General features: G+C 40.6%; 19 protein-coding genes. 3 read left to right on the top strand and 16 right to left on the bottom strand.

Annotated elements, in window-relative coordinates; genetic code table 11:
• Positions 1 to 60: 60 nt before the first annotated feature.
• The 14 genes from ccsB to ACWF5P_RS09655 form a co-directional block, all read right to left on the bottom strand.
• Positions 61 to 1,239, bottom strand: a complete 1,179-nt coding sequence (gene ccsB, locus ACWF5P_RS09720; RefSeq protein ID WP_434167349.1) for a c-type cytochrome biogenesis protein CcsB — start codon at positions 1,237 to 1,239, stop codon at positions 61 to 63.
• On the bottom strand, positions 1,232 to 2,881 hold the full coding sequence (resB, locus tag ACWF5P_RS09715; protein ID WP_101222454.1) for a cytochrome c biogenesis protein ResB: 1,650 nt from the start codon (positions 2,879 to 2,881) through the stop codon (positions 1,232 to 1,234). Before resB ends, ccsB begins: the two co-directional genes overlap by 8 nt.
• A gap of 18 nt (positions 2,882 to 2,899) precedes the next feature.
• Positions 2,900 to 3,430: a thiol-disulfide oxidoreductase ResA gene (gene resA / locus ACWF5P_RS09710; RefSeq protein WP_144478468.1), complete on the bottom strand. Its 531-nt coding sequence runs from the start codon at positions 3,428 to 3,430 to the stop codon at positions 2,900 to 2,902.
• 208 nt (positions 3,431 to 3,638) lie between these two features.
• The gene (gene rluB, locus ACWF5P_RS09705) at positions 3,639 to 4,379 is read right to left on the bottom strand and encodes a 23S rRNA pseudouridine(2605) synthase RluB (protein ID WP_034308106.1); all 741 of its coding nucleotides are present in this window, start codon (positions 4,377 to 4,379) and stop codon (positions 3,639 to 3,641) included.
• A 302-nt stretch (positions 4,380 to 4,681) separates the two neighbouring features.
• Positions 4,682 to 5,209: a spore maturation protein gene (locus ACWF5P_RS09700; protein WP_397315852.1), complete on the bottom strand. Its 528-nt coding sequence runs from the start codon at positions 5,207 to 5,209 to the stop codon at positions 4,682 to 4,684.
• Positions 5,210 to 5,222: 13 nt separating this feature from the next.
• Positions 5,223 to 5,816, bottom strand: coding sequence for a nucleoside recognition domain-containing protein (locus ACWF5P_RS09695; protein ID WP_101222457.1), 594 nt, complete (start codon positions 5,814 to 5,816; stop codon positions 5,223 to 5,225).
• Positions 5,809 to 6,969 carry a serine hydrolase gene (locus tag ACWF5P_RS09690; protein WP_434167350.1) on the bottom strand — a complete coding sequence of 387 codons (1,161 nt, stop codon included), beginning with the start codon at positions 6,967 to 6,969 and terminating at the stop codon, positions 5,809 to 5,811. Before ACWF5P_RS09690 ends, ACWF5P_RS09695 begins: the two co-directional genes overlap by 8 nt.
• A gap of 159 nt (positions 6,970 to 7,128) precedes the next feature.
• Complete coding sequence (locus ACWF5P_RS09685) at positions 7,129 to 8,775, bottom strand: FAD-dependent oxidoreductase (protein WP_434167351.1); 1,647 nt, start codon at positions 8,773 to 8,775, stop codon at positions 7,129 to 7,131.
• Between the two features lie 178 nt (positions 8,776 to 8,953).
• Entirely contained in the window at positions 8,954 to 9,517 is a 564-nt protein-coding gene (gene ahpC, locus ACWF5P_RS09680; protein WP_034308115.1) for an alkyl hydroperoxide reductase subunit C, read from the bottom strand.
• An 837-nt stretch (positions 9,518 to 10,354) separates the two neighbouring features.
• Positions 10,355 to 11,230, bottom strand: coding sequence for a Fe-Mn family superoxide dismutase (locus ACWF5P_RS09675; RefSeq protein ID WP_434167352.1), 876 nt, complete (start codon positions 11,228 to 11,230; stop codon positions 10,355 to 10,357).
• A 121-nt stretch (positions 11,231 to 11,351) separates the two neighbouring features.
• Entirely contained in the window at positions 11,352 to 11,840 is a 489-nt protein-coding gene (locus ACWF5P_RS09670; RefSeq protein ID WP_101222461.1) for a YpuI family protein, read from the bottom strand.
• Between the two features lie 22 nt (positions 11,841 to 11,862).
• Positions 11,863 to 12,279: a hypothetical protein gene (locus ACWF5P_RS09665; RefSeq protein WP_402897485.1), complete on the bottom strand. Its 417-nt coding sequence runs from the start codon at positions 12,277 to 12,279 to the stop codon at positions 11,863 to 11,865.
• Positions 12,280 to 12,334: 55 nt separating this feature from the next.
• Positions 12,335 to 12,916, bottom strand: coding sequence for an SMC-Scp complex subunit ScpB (gene scpB, locus ACWF5P_RS09660; RefSeq protein WP_076365560.1), 582 nt, complete (start codon positions 12,914 to 12,916; stop codon positions 12,335 to 12,337).
• Complete coding sequence (locus ACWF5P_RS09655; RefSeq protein ID WP_434167353.1) at positions 12,903 to 13,670, bottom strand: segregation/condensation protein A; 768 nt, start codon at positions 13,668 to 13,670, stop codon at positions 12,903 to 12,905. Before ACWF5P_RS09655 ends, scpB begins: the two co-directional genes overlap by 14 nt.
• A gap of 214 nt (positions 13,671 to 13,884) precedes the next feature.
• Here ACWF5P_RS09655 and ACWF5P_RS09650 point away from each other — a divergent pair, with 214 nt between their 5' ends.
• Together ACWF5P_RS09650 and ACWF5P_RS09645 are read left to right on the top strand one after the other, a co-directional pair.
• Positions 13,885 to 13,977 (top strand): YjcZ family sporulation protein, encoded by a 93-nt coding sequence (locus tag ACWF5P_RS09650; protein ID WP_081108854.1) that lies wholly within the window; start codon positions 13,885 to 13,887, stop codon positions 13,975 to 13,977.
• A gap of 166 nt (positions 13,978 to 14,143) precedes the next feature.
• On the top strand, positions 14,144 to 14,680 hold the full coding sequence (locus tag ACWF5P_RS09645; RefSeq protein ID WP_434167354.1) for a DUF309 domain-containing protein: 537 nt from the start codon (positions 14,144 to 14,146) through the stop codon (positions 14,678 to 14,680).
• A 28-nt stretch (positions 14,681 to 14,708) separates the two neighbouring features.
• Here ACWF5P_RS09645 and ACWF5P_RS09640 read toward each other — a convergent pair whose 3' ends face one another.
• The gene (locus ACWF5P_RS09640) at positions 14,709 to 15,053 is read right to left on the bottom strand and encodes a GNAT family N-acetyltransferase (RefSeq protein ID WP_101222466.1); all 345 of its coding nucleotides are present in this window, start codon (positions 15,051 to 15,053) and stop codon (positions 14,709 to 14,711) included.
• Positions 15,054 to 15,633: 580 nt separating this feature from the next.
• On the opposite strand from ACWF5P_RS09640, the gene ACWF5P_RS09635 reads away from it, so the two are divergent.
• Complete coding sequence (locus ACWF5P_RS09635) at positions 15,634 to 16,503, top strand: DUF1002 domain-containing protein (RefSeq protein ID WP_230176973.1); 870 nt, start codon at positions 15,634 to 15,636, stop codon at positions 16,501 to 16,503.
• Between the two features lie 38 nt (positions 16,504 to 16,541).
• On the opposite strand, the gene lysA is transcribed toward ACWF5P_RS09635, so the two are convergent.
• Positions 16,542 to 17,870, bottom strand: a complete 1,329-nt coding sequence (gene lysA / locus ACWF5P_RS09630) for a diaminopimelate decarboxylase (RefSeq protein ID WP_402938249.1) — start codon at positions 17,868 to 17,870, stop codon at positions 16,542 to 16,544.
• Positions 17,871 to 17,906 lie beyond the last annotated feature (36 nt).

Genomic DNA, 17,906 nt, shown 5'->3' with positions numbered 1-17,906 from the left:
AGCCTACTCCTCGACGTTTCTATCAAAAGACCCCCTTCATCTAAATATTACAATACAGAATCAAGCATATGAATGCAAACCAGCAATAACAAGATTTACGAATATCAAGTTAAACATTATGATGGCAAAACCGATTACGGCAAGCCAAGCTGATTTTTCCCCTTGCCACCCCTTTGACATGCGGAGATGCAAGAAAGCCGCATAAAACAACCAAGTAACCAGTGCCCAGACTTCTTTCGGATCCCAGCCCCAGAATCGTGTCCAGGCCACTTGAGCCCAGATCATTGCAAAAATGAGGGCACCGAGTGTAAAGATCGGAAAACCGATAAGGACCGAACGATAACTAATCTCGTCCAATAAATTCAAATTCACATTTTTAACGATCGGTTTAATCAATGCCGCCACTCTTTTGCGAGCGATCAACCTTATTAAACCGTACAGGACGAGTCCCGCACCGATTGACCAAATTACAGTATTCAGTTTCTTGGCATTGATCAGTGCAGGCATGTCCACCAGAGGTTCAAACCGATCCGTCTCGATAAGTTTCCCTTCATTGGGACCTACCAATGCCGGCAGGTTGAATTCCTGTTTGACCTCTACACCATTTTTATCGACCCAATCAAAATTTGCCTTATAACCCATGGCAGCAAAAGAAGAAGTGATGATGACGAAACCGAGGGTGCAGACTAATGTAAACATGATGGCTTCAAGCCAGAACGTTCTTTTGCTTGATTGTGTCTGATCGACGAATTTGATTAAATAAATGATGGCAGTAACGAAACTTATGGCAAGGATTGACTGTCCTGCCGCAGCAGTCGTTACATGAATATGAAGCCAATCGCTCTGCAAAGCAGGAATGAGTGGCGAAATTTCTGTTGGGAACATACTTGCATAAGCGATTATCAATAATGCGATCGGTAAAGCGAATAGCCCAAGGGCAGGTGTTTTATAAAGAAAATAAATTAATATGAAAGCACCGACCAGCATCATTCCGAAAAAGGTCGTAAATTCAAACAGGTTACTTACCGGGGCATGCCCTGCAGCAATCCATCTTGTGATGAAATACCCAATTTGCGCTGCAAATCCGATAATAGTAATGAAAATGCCCAGCTTAGCCCATTTGTTTTGTTTCTTTTCCTCCGCCCCGCGTTTATCCTTGATCGATCCCCCAAATAAAAAGGTAGCGGTCAGATATAAAATGAAAGCGGCATATAAAAGGTTACTGCTTAATTCAGCCATTTAAAACTTCCCCCTTACTAGAAGATTTCTCCTCTTCAAGTTGATCCATTGGTTCGGAAAGTGATGTTGATTCTATCGCTTGTTTTATATCTCTTTTAATGCCATGCCAGTTTTTGTTTGTATGGCCGGCCAAAAGTATCTCATCATCTTTCCTTTTAATCCATATACGCCGGTGATTCCAATAAGACCCTTGGACAACGCCGATCATGAAGATAATCCCACCAGTGAATAGGATCCAAAGCGTTAAATCCTTCCTGACGGTCAAAGCCGTGACATCTTGGGTTTCCACACCATTAAAAGCCATTTTATAAGTGTTTTCCCCTAAGGGCTCCACAGTCTCCTTAATCGCCACGAAACTGACTTCACCCTCTGGCTTATCCGGAGTATGCATTTTAAAGATAAATGCTGGATTATTCGGAATCTTCGATATCGTTCTAGGCTCGCCTTTTTCATCGAACTCGAAATCTGGGAAGTAACTGATCAAGTCAACGGAATATCCTTCTTTCAACTCGTATTTCTTTTGAGGATTATTCAAATCAACCTTTAAGCTGCCATATTTCTCTTCGGTTTTTTTATTTATCAAATTAAAAGCCATCGTACTGAGCTCATCCAATTTATAGTCTACTTGGTAGAGAGCATAATGATCATGTTTCAGAGGTTCATTGACTTTGATTTTGTAATCTTTAAGCTTATCAAGGTCCACTTTTTCCCCTGGTAAGGTTTCTCCCTTGCGCTCATAGAGCGTAACATCGGATTGATAGGTTTTTGCGATCGTACCGGTTTTATCAATTGCAGCACTGTACTGCTCATCTTCTTCATTCTCTTTGTCATACACCTCTAAGGTAAATTCATTATTCTGGAGGTAGTATTCACCATTTGTACCCGGGATTTCTTTTCTCTCGCCTTCACGCAGCCAAAGTACTTTGTCGATATACATCCCAGGGACGGAACGCAATAATGCTCCAATTAAGAAAATGATAAGTCCAATATGATTTACATAGGGTCCCCAACGTGAAAAACGACCCTTTTCGGCAAGTATATGACCGTTTTCCTCTCGTATATGATAACGCTGCCTTTTTAGTCTATCCTTTACTCCTTCAAGGTTTATATCTTGGTCTTCAAGCTTTGTCACCCCATAAATCCGCTGACGTTTCATGAACCCGTCATGACGTGTGACCCCTTGTTTTTTTAACGATCGATATAACGGAAAGAACCGGTCGATACTGGCAATCAATAGTGATATGCCCAGCATGCCTATGATAATCAAATACCACCATGAGCTATACAAGTTATGAAACCCGAGTTCATAATACACCATTCCGAACCAGCCGTATTCCAGTTCATAATGCTCTGCAGGCGTAGCTGTTGAAGGAATGTACATTTCCTGGGGTAGAATCGTCCCGATAGCCGAAGCGATCAAGGCAATGACAATGAGCGTCACCCCGACCTTAACGGAAGAAAAGAAGTTCCATATTTTATCGATGATCGTTTTTTTATATGTTTGTGAACGCCTGGCACTTCCTTCATATCTCATATCAATAAGCTTGTTCTCTTTTTCGTTATCAAGCACCATACCGCATTTCCCACAAATCTTTGTGCCAAACGGATTTACATGACCACAATCGCATTTTACTTCTTTCATGTCAAAAACTCCCCAATATTATGGTTTAATTCTCTCCATATGCTTTTGGATGCTCTCTTCTGTCAAAGCTCCAGTGATGATATCTATCACTTTCCCCTCTTTATCAACCAAAAAGGTGACAGGCAATATATCCACGCGATAAGCATTTTCCACTTCCCTACCTTTATCGATCATGACAGGAAAGGTAAGATCATGCTTTGTAATGAAATTATTGACAGCATAGTCAGATTCCCCGACATTAACCGCCAATATCTCAACGCCCTGGTCTTTAAAGTTTTTATATTGATTTTCCATATAAGGCATTTCATATTCACACGGCTTGCAATATGTACCCCAAAAGTTCAGGAAGACGCCTTTTCCCTTGTAATCGGAAAGTTTATGCTCTTTGCCTTCCATATCAGTCAAGACGAAATTGGGTGCATCGGATCCTTTTCTCAGGCTTTCATTCTTATCTTTAGTGAAGTTCGTATAAAGGGCAAACACTAAAGCTGCACCTAAAAGCAGGAGAATGATGGTTCTGCTAATTAGGCGTCGCTTCTTCTTATCCATAGAGATCCTCCTAAGGCCACACTAAATTTAACCATACCATTATACCATTTAACGCCATGTCCTTTTTATTTACATTTCTGAAGGTTTTGTGACATTCTTTCCCGATTCATGAAGGAAAAGGTATTTACAGGTTGTTTTCCACCACCCATTCTTCCAGGAGAAGAATGGGGTAGTGGTTTCAACCTATCAATACAGGAAAAAATCTTGTCTACATTCTCCGCTGTTTAGGTTCGGTCGTTGCTAATGTCCGCATTAATTTAACTTCATGTGGAGTCAGCTCCCGGGAATCTCCTGCTGTTAAACCGTCCAATGTCAAGAAACCATATTGTTCCCTCTTCAATTTAATGACGGGATGGCCAATTGCTTCGAACATCCGGCGGACTTGCCTGTTCCTGCCTTCATGTATTGTGATTTCAACGATGGCCGTTTCCTTTTTCTTGTCGGTAGACAATACCCTTGTCTTGGCTGGAGCAGTCTTGCCATCCTCCAACTTGATACCTTTATCCAGCTTTTTCAAGCTTTCACGCAAAGGCATTCCTTTCACTTTTGCCACATACACTTTATCCACTTCATGCTTCGGATGCATTAACGTGTTTGCAAATTCTCCGTCATTCGTTAAAATCAATAAGCCCGAAGTATCGTAATCCAATCGGCCAACTGGATAAATCCGTTCATTGATGTAAGGGAAAAAGTCCGTTACGACTTTTCTGTTCTTATCATCAGAAACTGCCGAAATGACGCCGCGCGGTTTATAGAATAGGAAATAAACCGGGGCTTCTTTTTCAAGCGGGACTTCATTAACCTCGACCTTATCATTAGGCCCTACCTTCACACCTAATTCCTTCACTACTTTGCCGTTCACTTTTACCTTACCTTCTAAAATCAACTCTTCTGCTTTACGGCGGGAAGCCAGTCCAGCATGTGCTATCACCTTTTGTAATCGTTCCATCTATCTTCACCCCATAGTATAATCATTCGTTTGTTATTGTCTATACATACACAATCATACAATTATTACATATTGAGAGGCAAAAACAAAAGGTTTTTCGCTATTAAGAGCTTTTCTTTTATTATTACACCAATAATGGGACGGTTAAATGGGTTGGTTTCCATAATGAGTGTAACATAGCTTATTTTTCCATACAAAAAAATGTTTCTTTTGATGAAATTTTGAATGAACCCTATTAATGGAGGACTAATTTTAAGAAAAAAGACAAAAAAAAAGAAATGGAATCGCCCATTTCCCTACCTTTAATTCATACCGAAAACCAGTGTGACGACAATAACGGCAGCTATGATTCCGATCAAGTCTGCCAATAGGCCGACCTTAAGGGCATCACCCATTTTTTTGATTCCGACGGCTCCAAAATAAACGGTCAATACATAGAAGGTGGTATCTGTACTTCCCTGAATCGTGGCAGCCAAGCGCCCAATAAAGGAATCCGGTCCATAAACCGATATCAGGTCGCTGGTGATTCCTAAAGCGGCGGTTCCGGATATTGGTCTAATAATCGCAAGGGGTAAAACCTCAGACGGAAAATGAAGAAAGGAAAGCAAGGGCTGCAGTGATTGTACAATGAAATCCAACGCCCCTGATGCTCTAAATACTGAAATCGCCACAAGCATCCCTACCAGGAAAGGGATGAGGGAAAAAGACATGCTGATTCCTTCTTTCCCCCCCTCAACGAAGGTCTCATAGGTGGGAACTCTTTTCAATGTGCCGTAGAGTAATATGCAGAGTATCAAAATCGGTATCATCCAAATCGAAATGGTGGTCATCCAGTGCAACATCCTATTCCCTCCCGTTCCTCTTTCTCCTGTAATAAAAATATCGATCTATCGCGATTCCTCCAACGGCAGAAATGGCCGTTGCTATTATGGTCGGAAAAACGATGTCCGTCGGGGAGTGGGCATCGTAATTCATGCGGATCGCTATGACAGTAGTTGGAATCAACGTTACGCTTGAGGTATTGATTGCTAAAAAAGTGACCATCGAGCGGCTGACCGTTGCTTTTCCTCCATTTAGTTTCTTTAGCTGTTCCATGGCTTTTATACCAAGAGGCGTAGCTGCATTCCCCAATCCGAATGTGTTTGCCATCATATTGGAAAGTATATACCCCATAGCGGGATGATTAGGAGGAACTTCTGGGAACAGCCATCTCATGAATGGCTTGAACAAGTTGGATAGTTTATCTAACAGCCCCGACTCCTCCGCTATTTTCATCAGGCCCAGCCAAAAAACTAGTATGCTCATCAATCCCAGACAAAGGGTGACCGCTTCCTTTGCGCTGACAAAAAGAGCTTCATTCACCTGTTCCATCGTCCCATTAACCATGCCAAAGACAATACCGATCACAAACATCCCGAACCAAATGTAATTAACCATTTCGTCCGATTCCCAATACCGCTTCAAATACCTCAGCCCATGAAGATTGGAATGATTGTTGCTTGAAGCTTTCTTTTGCTTCCCCATAAAAAATCGAACGAGTGCCTATTTTCTTTCCATCGAGATAGATGGATGCTCTGCCAACCACTTCCGGGATTTTCCTTTTATCTTTCCAAGCCTTCTGGGGCTTCAGCAATTTCATTTTCACATTGACCATTTCTCTCTCTTCTTTTGTCAGTGGGTACGAAAAATCATTTTTAATGTAGACATGCCCTTTATATATTTCATTTTCCATATTTTTTACCATGCCTTCGGGTAAAATTTCTGTCGGCTTATAATCCTTAAAGGCGGATTCGTACATTTGAATATGATCATTCCAATCATCCGGGCCATTCAATGTCACAGCAATCAGGTCATGTTCGTTTTTTGTTGCCGTCGTGACCAAGGTACGTTTTGCTAGTTTGGTATAACCTGTTTTCCCACCTGTGCAATACTCATATAGTTGTGTAAGCAAACGGTTTTTGTTCTTCCATACATAATCCCATTGTTCTGTGGAATTAGGTGCCCTGTGTTCCTTTGTGCCGGCAATCTTTACATACGTTTTATTTTGCATGGCATAACGAGTGAGTATGGCCATATCATATGCGGTTGAATAATGGTTCTTCGTATTATCCAAACCATGTGGATTTGAAAAATGGGTATTTTTCATTCCGATTTCTTCAGCTTTTTGATTCATCATCCAGACGAATCCATCCAGGCTTCCGCCAACCTTTTCGCTGATCGCGACTGCTGCATCATTACCTGAACGAAGCATCAAGCCATAAACCAAATCTTCGAGCTTAATTTTTTCTCCTTCTTTTAAATAAAGGGAAGAGCCCTCCGTCCCGAAGGCATTGCTGCTTACCTTCACTTTTTCATCCATTTGTCCCGATTCAATAGCCAAGATAGCCGTCATTATTTTCGTAATGCTTGCAATACGGTTCTTTTCATGGGCATTCACTTCATAAATGACCCTTCCGCTATCCTCATCCATTAATATCGCACTATGGGCACTTACGGATACATTTGCTTTGGCGCTTTGTACAGGAGCCATAAAAGACAACAGGAGAATGACGATACACAAACTTGATAACCCTTTATATGGAAAACGCATGAGTGCCCCCTCGTCTCTTTACTTGTTTTTGTACAAGTTTATGCAAAGGGACAAGGGTTATGAATAAAAGAATGTAATCCTTCATGTCATCTACTGATTTTCTCAGTGATTTCCCATAAAAAAAAATCGATAGGGGACCCCTATCGATTTAGTGTTCTATCATACTAATAATGCAGCGATTTCATCAATTTTCTTAGCTCCGAATACCACTTCTTCATCATTGATGATCATGGCCGGCACGCTCATGACTTTATATTTCTTCTTGATTTCCTGGAAATTGCTTATATCGACCATTTCAGCTTCAACGTTAGGGTTTTCAATCGCTATGCGCTGAGCGCCCACTACAACGTCAGGACAGTAGTGACATGCCAATGAAACCATAACCTTAATGTTCGCTTTTTTACTGATACCCTTGATTGAATTCAATACGACTGAATCCAATGCTTGACCAGGTCCGGCCAGGTTATAGATAGCCAGAATGAAGGAATTCAACTCATGGCCGCCTGGTACACCGTGGTATTTGACGCCACTGTATTCACCATTCGAATTTAAGAGGGAAACGACAGGGAACTTATCTGCATTGATTTTTTCTTCAATTTCCGTATTTTCCCCTTTGTTGTATAACTCAAGATGGAGCTTATCTCCTAATTCCGCAACATCCAACAAGAAGTCTCGCAATTCGACTGATTTTGGCAAACTTTCATCGACGATGGACACTAATGTAACGTCGCTCTCCATCTTGCCGAAGATTCCCTTTAATTGGCCACGTAACGCATCACTCAATAAAGCGCTCTTGCCTGCTGGGACAGCGGCCTGTTCTTTTTTCGCCGGTTTCTCAACTTCAGGTTCATCTTTGATTCCCAGGCGATCTTTTTCTTCTGTAATATATTTACCGGCATCCGTTGCTGCAATCGCTCCATCAGATACAGCCGTGATAATCTGGCGCAAGGATTTGGGTCTTAGGTCGCCCGCTGCATAAACACCCTTCACACTAGTCTTCATATCATCATCGGTTAAAATGTAACCAGCATCATCCATTTCGATATGGCCATTGAAAATCTCTGTTTTCGGCTCGTAACCTATGAAAACGAATACGCCAAACGTACTGTCTTCTTCCTTCGCCTTATATTCAAACTCTTCTTTAGTCGCATTATTGATGAAACGGGCACTTTGAATCATCCCGTCTCCATATACCCCAAGGATTTCCGTATTGAATTTCACTTCAATCTTATCATTTGCCATTACTTTATCAACAATGGACGGGGCACACGAGAAGCTTGATTCCCGGGCGATGATTGTAACTTTTGTTGCAAAGCGTGTCAGGAAAATAGCTTCTTCAGCAGCTGCATATCCTGCCCCGATAACGAAAACTTCCAACCCTTCAAAGAATTCACCATCACATGTTGAACAATAAGCTACACCGCGGCCGGTAAATTCCTCTTCACCTGGAAATCCTAGTGTTCTTGGAGAAGCACCCGTTGCAATGATGACGGCGCGTGCATGGTAGTCCCCTCCAAGGGTTTTTACGACTTTCACCTCACCGGAGAAATCCACGCCCGTTACATCGGCTTTGGCGAACTCAACGCCAAAATCTTCATTTTGAAGCTTCATTTCTTCAACTAACCTAGGGCCCGATATATGACGGATACCAGGATAATTGGCTATTTCCGACGTAGTTGCAGCTTGTCCGCCGCCAGTTCCTTTTTCTAGGATTATTGTTTTTAGCTTGGCTCTTCCTGCATAAACACCTGCTGAGAGGCCTGCAGGACCGCCACCAATAATTAATAAATCATATATTTTTTTCATCTTTTGTGCTCCTTGCTGAATGATTATAACGTGCTAAAATGATTATTTTGAAAAACAAAAGGCACTTATTTTAGGTAAGTGCCTTTTGTCATTAGATCATTTCGGACGAATTGTCCAGTAATCGTAATCAATGCTGGGTATGTCCATTACCTTTAGAAACGGACCCTCCCATTAAAAATTAAAGTTTACCTACAAGGTCTAGGCTTGGTTCAAGTGTATCTTCACCTGGAGTCCATTTTGCAGGGCAAACTTTATCTCCATGTTCCGCTACGAATTGTGCAGCTTGAACTTTTCTTACAAGTTCTTCTGCATTACGGCCAATTCCTAAATCATTGACTTCGTATGCTTTAATTTGTCCTTCTGGATTTACGATGAAAGTTCCACGTAGAGCCAAGCCATCTTCTTCAATCAATACACCGAATTGACGGGATAAAACGTTTGCCGGGTCAGCTAGCATTGGATATTGGATTTTACCGATTGTATCAGTAGCATCAGCCCATCCTTTGTGGCTGAAATGAGTATCTGTTGAAACTGAGTAAACTTCACAACCGATTTCCTTGAATGTTTCATAGTTATCTTGAAGATCAGCTAATTCAGTTGGACATACGAAAGAGAAGTCAGCTGGGTAGAAAAAGAATACTGCCCATTTTCCTTTAACATCTTCAAGTGTAACTTCTTTGAACTCTCCTGCATGGTAAGCTTGTACTTTAAAATCTTCAACTTGTTTATTGATTAATGACATAATAAATTCCTCCAATAGCTAATTTTTTTATCTGCTCCTATTTATAATAATTATTAAATAGAAACTAGTCAATAAATATACCTTAATAATTTTTAAGTTCACAAATTGGTCACAGTTTTTATATTGATATAAATTAATTATTTTTAAAAACCCATAGTACTTCAGATATGCAGTAATAACACATTTCCAATGTTATTTCAAGGATTTAAATAAGACATGTACTCACTATTTCGTGAGATGATATCATCTCCCTTTCAATCTAATTATAATATCCAAATGAGAATCATAAGTCGCTTTAAAATTAAATTAGCAGGTTCTCCTTTATATCCTTGCCATAATTTCCCTAAAAAATTCTTGATACAAAATTTCAGGCAAAAAAACACGAACCTTTTAGGCTCGTTTCAGTTTGGTGGCAAAATGTTGTTCGGATTCCAAATAGTAAGGTGAAGGTCGAAAAAAATTTGTGAACGGTCGAATATAGTGCCTCGACGGTCGAATAAAGTGCGAGGTAGGTCGAATAAAGTGTAGTTTAGGTCGATAAACTGCGTTAACGTCCCACGACAGTGCTGCGGGTCGGAAAAAGCTCTCCGGTCTTTATGGTTTTTACCGTCATCTTCATTGAATTGAGAAATTTACGACACTACTGCCAAAAAACTGGCTAGCAGAGACACCAAAGGCGCTTGCTTTGATTTTGCTTGGCAGACAGTCGGCGGAACTTTTCAAATAAAAAACTGCAGGCAAACTGAGTTTTCATCGAGTTTGTCTACAGTCCGGAACGAACCTTTACGGCTCTGTATTTGTATTTGGTTCTCCAAAAACTTTACTATATTTTATCTGTTATTGCATTTTCCAAATAAGCTTTTTCGCTTCGGTGAACCTTACGGCTGTTTTCGGCCAGTTTACAATGTCCCACCATTTGTCCACATAGGCTGCCCGATTATTTTTATATTGCAGGTAATAAGCATGTTCCCATACATCAAGAACAAGGATCGGGATTGTATCCCACTGAGTCAAAACCATATGCAATTCCGATTGAAGTATTTCTAGCCGCCGCGCACGCGGAACCCAGACTAAAATCGCCCAGCCAACACCTTCCACTTGTTTGGCAGCTTCACTAAAATGACTTTTAAAAGCGGCAAAGCTTCCAAAATCCTTCTCAATCTGGTTAAGTAAATCCCCCCTTGGCTGTCCGCCCCCTCCCGGGATCATCTCTTCCCAGAACAGCGTATGGAGATAATGGCCTGACCCATGAAAGGCTGCTTCCTTTTCCCAATGTTTCAACAAGGAAAAATCTTTTGTTTCCCTCGCTTTTTTCATCATCAATTCCGCTTTATTCAGACCATCGACATATGCTTGATGATGCTTATCATGGTGCAGATACATGATTTCCCTCGAAATCGTCGGCTCCAACGCATCATAGGAATAAGGTAACGGCGGTAGCGTATGCTTCCCAATCGGCACCGATTGCCTTTCCTGTATATTGAATTCCCTAGCGAGCTCTTCAATTTCCTCGTAAACCCGAGCCATCTCTTCTTCAATCAGGACCATATCCTCATAATCCATTTCTTCTGCATCCATATCTTTTGTCATCTCGGAAAGCCGTTCAATATTTGACAGCAATGGCGAATCGGTGATATCGATCTTCTCAAGATATTCCATCACTCCATCAACCCAATCACTTACCTCTTTAGCATAATCTCTTACATCAGACATCTTGCAACCTCCTCTTAGCCTTTATGCACATAAATCATCAAAGTATTTTATGTTTCGAATAAGCGGAGATTCCATTTATAGATAAAAAAAACAGCTAGGCCTATTAAGCCTAGCTGTTTCATTATCTTGACTGTAACATTTTCGTCCGGTAATCCGTTTCATAAAACTCCAATTCTTCACGCATGGTCTGGAATCCACTTTCCACTGCCTTCAGAATGGTTATTATGCTGTCAGGTACACTTTGGTGAAATTTAATCGAGTTTTTCCCTGTATAGGCAGATCTGCTGTCCTCAAACCACCGATCTGATTTTGGGGAAAAGTATTCTTCGATACATTGATGATAAATTCTATAAAGCGTCTTTTCAGCTGCAGCTTTATTGAAAACATCATTTTTCAGAACGATTTGGCAAGCCTCCAAGCCCTCTTCACAACTTACAAGCATTCTTCTTAAACTAGAAAGAATCCCTTTATAATAGGTTTCATCCCCGCTTTTTTCTTCTTGCAGCTTAGAATAGGTCGTCTCATTTATAAATTCCTCTAGCTGAGCCACTGTCGTTTCTAAAAAGCCTTTTACATCCTCAAGCTGAGATTTTACCAATGTATTCCCCAACCGTGAACCCTCCTCAAAATGATTAAGATTGAATATAATAGTCAACATGTGATTCTATATCATATGGTTTAGCTTGGTCAATAGATATAAACACTTTCTCCAATTTTTCAAAATCTATATTTTCGAAATAACCAGCCAGCTCTTTTTCTGCATTTATATATATACGTTTTCGGTTAACCAGGCTCGGGTCCTTGAGTAAACAGACCATGGCAATGATATCAGCCATATAAATATCCCTGTTAGGGCTTTTGAATATGGGATTGGCGGGATATGGGGTCCAACGAGTTACCATCTCATCAAAATAGCGAAGATACAGTACATTCAGCGTCTTTTCTTCTCCATCCTTTATGTATTGTATAACGGATCGATTAAAAAAATCCTCAGGTGAATTTGACTTTGACTTTTCAAGCCCAAATCCATTGCATGCTACAATTTGCACCCGCAATCCCCCCGCATTCATTTTTTTCTATATTATCACAATTTAAAGAAAAATGTTATTCGATTGTTTGCTGAAATTTTTCAAAAAACAGATCGGCTTCACCATTTTCAAAGCTATCATCCGAATTATCGGCTAGTGGCGGTAATTCATCTATGGAATTCAGGCCGAAGTAATCCAAAAACTCTTTTGTTGTCCCATATAAATAAGCCCGGCCGGAGCCTTCAGCACGGCCGACCTCTTTTATTAAGACTTTAGTGACAAGTGTATGAATGGGGCGTTCCGTTTTCACTCCCCGAATTTCATCAATTTCCGCTCTGGTAATCGGCTGCTTATAGGCAATGATTGCGAGTGTTTCCAAGGCAGCCTGGGACAAGCCTTGAGTGCTTGATGTTTCCACTAGTCTTTTCAAGTAATCCGAGTGCTCTTTCTTTGTCGTCATTTGATAAACACCCGCTATTTCGATCACCTGAATCCCGCGTACATCAGATATATATTCTTCCTTCAAACTTTCAACGATGTCCGTTGCTTGATATTCCGTAATTTCCAGGACAGAGGCAATTTGTTTGACGGAGAGCCCTTCATCTCCGGCAGCAAACAATAATGCCTCAAGAATCCCTTTCCAATTAATAACTTCCAACTGGTTCTACACCTTCCTTAGCAGCAATCATGATTTCCGAAAAGTTATCTTCCTGTTCAACGATGATTTCATTTAGTTTCATCAGTTCCAGCACCGCCATGAAAGTAATGACGATATGCTCCTTAACCGGGAGCGAAAACAGTTCAAAAAAACTTTTCTTCCCTTTTATTGATTGTAACTCAATCATGATTTCATCCATTCGTTTCTCGATCGATATCTCTTGTTTCGTTACTTTCGTGTATAGCGGCTTTTGAATTTTTTGCCTTCGCAGCAGTTTTTGCAGAGCACCCAACATATCATATAGACTTATATTAAACTCTTGTTTATCACTTTCCGCTTCTTTAACATAAACAGATAAATCACTTGGGGGTTTAGTGAACAGCAAGCTGCGTTCTTCTTCCATCCCTTTAAATTCTTCGGCTGCATATTTATACTTTTTATATTCTAATAGTTTTTCCACAAGCTCGTCCCGTGGATCTTCCTCAAATATTTCCCCATCTTCATCAATCAATTGTTCATCTTCATGCTTTGGAAGCAACATTTTACTCTTGATGGCAAGCAGTGTTGCAGCCATCACCAGATATTCGCTGGCCACATCCAATTCCAGATGCTGCATCGTATGGATGTACCCTAGGTATTGATCTGTTATGTCAGCCATCGGAATATCATAGATGTCTATTTCCAGGCGATTAATCAAATGCAGGAGTAAATCCATCGGACCTTCGAAAGCGTCAATTTTAATATTATAACCCATTAAATTACCTCATTTAAATCTAATTGGCCGATAAAGGCCTATTTCTTTTACTTATCAAGTATAGTGGATTGCCGCCCTTTATCCAAATAATAATTTACTGTCCTCAGAAAAGTTCTTTAATGGATTTCCGACAAATGGGTTGATGCCCAATCACATTCCGAAATCCAACATAACCTAGAAATGTAAGAATAGCAGAACAAAGGAGGTACTCATTATGGGTGCAGGTGGTTTTGGACACGGCGGCGGATTCGCGTTTATTGTAGTATTGTTCATTTTATTAGTTATCGTCGGTGCTTCTTGGTGTTAAATGAAGGCTGATGAATCAAGCTGATTGCCTTGCAATCGGCTTTCTTTATTTTCCAAGAAAAAATTCTATGCTAAACTTGGTGAGTATACATAGTGGGTGTTAGGCTATAAGAAAATGTTATTTGCCTTACCTTAGATAATTCCATCAAACAAAAGGGGTGCTCCTATTGAATTACGCGGAAGACTACCTTTCTTTCCTAGTCCATTTCCATGGGACTAGGGATTACTTCGAATGTCATGAAATTCTTGAAGAATATTGGAAAGAAACCGCACCAAAAGAGCGTGACTCTCATTTGGTCGGGCTCATTCAAATTGCGGTTGCCCTGTATCATGATCGTAGGGGAAACAAAAAAGGGGCTGCAAGGACCCTGTCTAAAGCCCTATCAAATCTCCACCATAAAAAGGCCGAGCTCCTGGAGTTGGGACTCGATCCAGAACGACTGTACAAATTGCTCGAGGACACACATGAGCGAATGTTATCTCAAAAGCCATATGAAAGCATTAATCTGCCTATTGCGGATCAAGGCTTGATCGAAATTTGCCAGACCATGTGTTTGCAAGAAGGGTACATATGGGGTGCAGACAGCGACATGGCTAATTCCTCCATAGTCGATAAGCATCTAATGCGAGACCGTTCGGATGTCATTTCTGAAAGGGCTCGGCAGCTATCCCTTCGAAAAACAAGAAAGGAGGACCGCCCTTAAAGGTGGTCCTCCTTTCCAACTTTCATATTCAGAATTCTTCACATCTGTCAAGAAAGCTTTCGGTAAACTCATTTGCTTTTAATTCTTTGTCAGGATATTGCTCCTTGATGGCCCTGACCATCGTTTTACCTATACCTTGCTTCCGGAAGGATGGATTTACAGATATATGTTGTATCTCAATGTGGTTTGGAGAGACTTCTATTCCAATCAAGCCCGTAATCTCTTCATCTTTCCATAAGAACAGCTGTAGATTTTCATCCGTTTCATAATTCTTCATCGTATTCCGAAGTGTTTTTATCTCTTTTTCATTTGGCATGAAAGATAATAATCCCATGGCAAACTTCTCATAACTTTTCTTATACTTAATCAACATAATATCCCTCGTTACTAAATAACGTTTTTATTATCTTCCTGTTTCCAATTAATTTGCTTTGAATAATAATCCTCACATATAACATTTACATCATACATAAAAACCTCGTTCGTTTCAACATCACTTTCAGCACTTGATTTATCGATGTGCTATGTGCTAAGCGATAAACAGCCAGTAAACGATTCCCCACATCAAAGCGATAATAAGCATCATAAGTAAAAGAGTCTTATTACTTTTCCTCATCCCATACTCCCTTTATGAATGGTCCAAATATTTAAATAACGAATTCATTCTACTATAACTTAACACAATCTGACAAATATCCTTGCAATCTTGCTTCGATTTTACTACATTGGTAAAGTGATCTAGGTTCATAGAATGCCCTCTTAGGTATAAAAGACAAAGATACAGCGAACTTTTTCGTTAAAAAAACGTAGCTATCTTGGGCTATATAAATTTTTTCTAGAAAATATGTATCTTTTTTATCCTTTGTTTCGTCAAATACTATGAATCTGATTTAAAGTGCCGCCCTTTTATTGAAAGATTCCCAATTCAGCAGGAAAAGTTAAGGAGGATTATCATGAAAAAAATGAATAAATGGGTCATTGTAACCATTTTATTATGCCTATTATTGCCATATAAGGCTTTTGCAGATGCAGCTGTTGGTGAAATGATCGTCACACTTGGTGAGAATCTGACGAATGAACAAAAAAATATGATTTTATCAGAAATGAAAGCACCTAATGATGTTGAGGTCCTTACGGTTACAAATGCGGAGGAACATGAATACTTAGGAGACTATATTGCTAGCCGTCTGATCGGTACAAAAGCGATTTCATCTTCTGCGATTACTTTGGAGGAAAAAGGGACCGGACTTAAATTGGAGTCGAAAAACATTAACTGGGTTTCCGATGAAATGTATATCAATGCACTGGCAACAGCTGGAGTAAAGGATGCTACCGTTTATGTCACAGCGCCAATACCCGTCTCCGGTACAGCGGCTTTGACAGGGGTCATTAAAGCCTATGAAATCTCTGCCGATAAGAAGATTCCTGAAGATGTGAAACAGGCAGCGAATGAAGAAATGGTGAAAACAGCAAAATTGGGTGACGAAATCGGTACAGAAGAAGCCTCTGCACTTGTAACGAAAATCAAAGAGGAAATGGCTGCAAATCCACCAGCCAATACTGAGGAGGTCCGCGAGGTTGTCGAGTCTTCAGCAAAAGACCTTGGAATCACCTTAAATGATGCTCAAGTCCAAAGTTTAATTGATTTATTCAATAAACTAAAAGAATTGGATATTGATTGGAACGCTGTCGGTGATCAGCTTACTGCAGCTAAAGATAAGCTTTCCAATTTTCTTGAATCCGAAGAGGGTCAATCATTTCTGGATAAATTGAAAGAAGTCTTCAGTAGTTTAATAGACGCGATCAAGTCACTTTTCAGTTGACTCCAATAAAAAAAGGATGGCCAATGCCATCCTTTTTTCTATTCTTTATTGACGACTGCCTCTTCATGAAGGGCCAAATCCAAATGGATAAGATCTTCGTACGTCTCGCGTTTGATGACCAACCGGGCTTCTCCATTTTCGGCAAAGACGACTGCCGGTCTCGGAATCCGATTGTAATTATTCGACATGGAATATCCATATGCCCCTGTACAAAATACCGCCAAAACATCACCGCGGCCGGCTTTTGGCAATGGTAAATCCCAAATCAGCATATCTCCGCTTTCACAGCATTTCCCGGCAATGGACACTGTCTCTTCTACAGGGTCAAGCGGCCGGTTTGCCAGAATTGCATCATACTTCGCCTCATAAAGAGCTGGACGTATATTATCACTCATGCCCCCATCAACGGCAATATATTTACGGACATTAGGAACTTCCTTTTCAGAACCGACCTTGTACAACGTCACACCGGCATCTCCGACTAAAGAACGGCCAGGTTCAATCCAGATTTCAGGCATTACTAAATCGGAATCAGCAATCAGGTTCTGCACTTCCCTAACGATTTCCTCAACATATTGAGACGCCGGTAGCGGATCATCCTCTTGTGTATATCGAATCCCGAATCCCCCTCCAAGATTCAATACCTTTGGTTGATACCCTACCGAATCGTGCCAATCATTCAGCTTGCCAATAATTTTTTGGGCCGCGAGAAGGAAACCTGTCGTTTGAAAGATCTGGGAACCTATATGGCAGTGCAGCCCTAGAACTTCCAGGAATTCACTTTGCAGCGCTTGCCTAAGGGCTGCTTCGGCCTGGCCATTAATAAGATCAAAACCAAATTTCGAATCTTCTTGCCCTGTCAAAATATAATCATGCGTATGGGCTTCAATACCCGGTGTTACACGAAGAAGGATTTTCACCTTTTGTTCACGGTTTGTACAAATTTCTTCCAACAGTGTCAACTCTGAAAAATTATCGACTACTATACAGCCAATGTCATAATCCAAAGCCATATGTAGCTCTTCTTCACTTTTGTTATTTCCATGAAAGTGAATCCGTTCTGTTGGGAAATTTGCCTTAATTGCCGTATACAATTCCCCCGCTGAGACAACATCGAGAGAAAGTCCTTCTTGCTCAGCCAACTGGATCATGGCAATCGAAGAAAAGGCCTTACTTGCGTAAGCAACTTGAGCCGAAATCCCCAATTCCTCAAAAGTTCTCTTAAACCCTCTTGCCCGTTCGCGAATTAGCTCTACATCATAAACATATAATGGTGTGCCAAATTGTTCGATCAATTCGATCGTGTCCACTCCGCCAATCTCCAGATGTCCACGTTCATTGACACCACTGGTTCCGTACAAATGCATGATAGCCTCACCTTCCTGACTTAAAACTAAAGATTA

Source organism: Peribacillus sp. NPDC055009 (assembly GCF_053608705.1).
The sequence above is the reverse complement of the archived record's forward strand: the minus strand, read 5'-3'. Positions and strand labels throughout refer to the sequence as shown.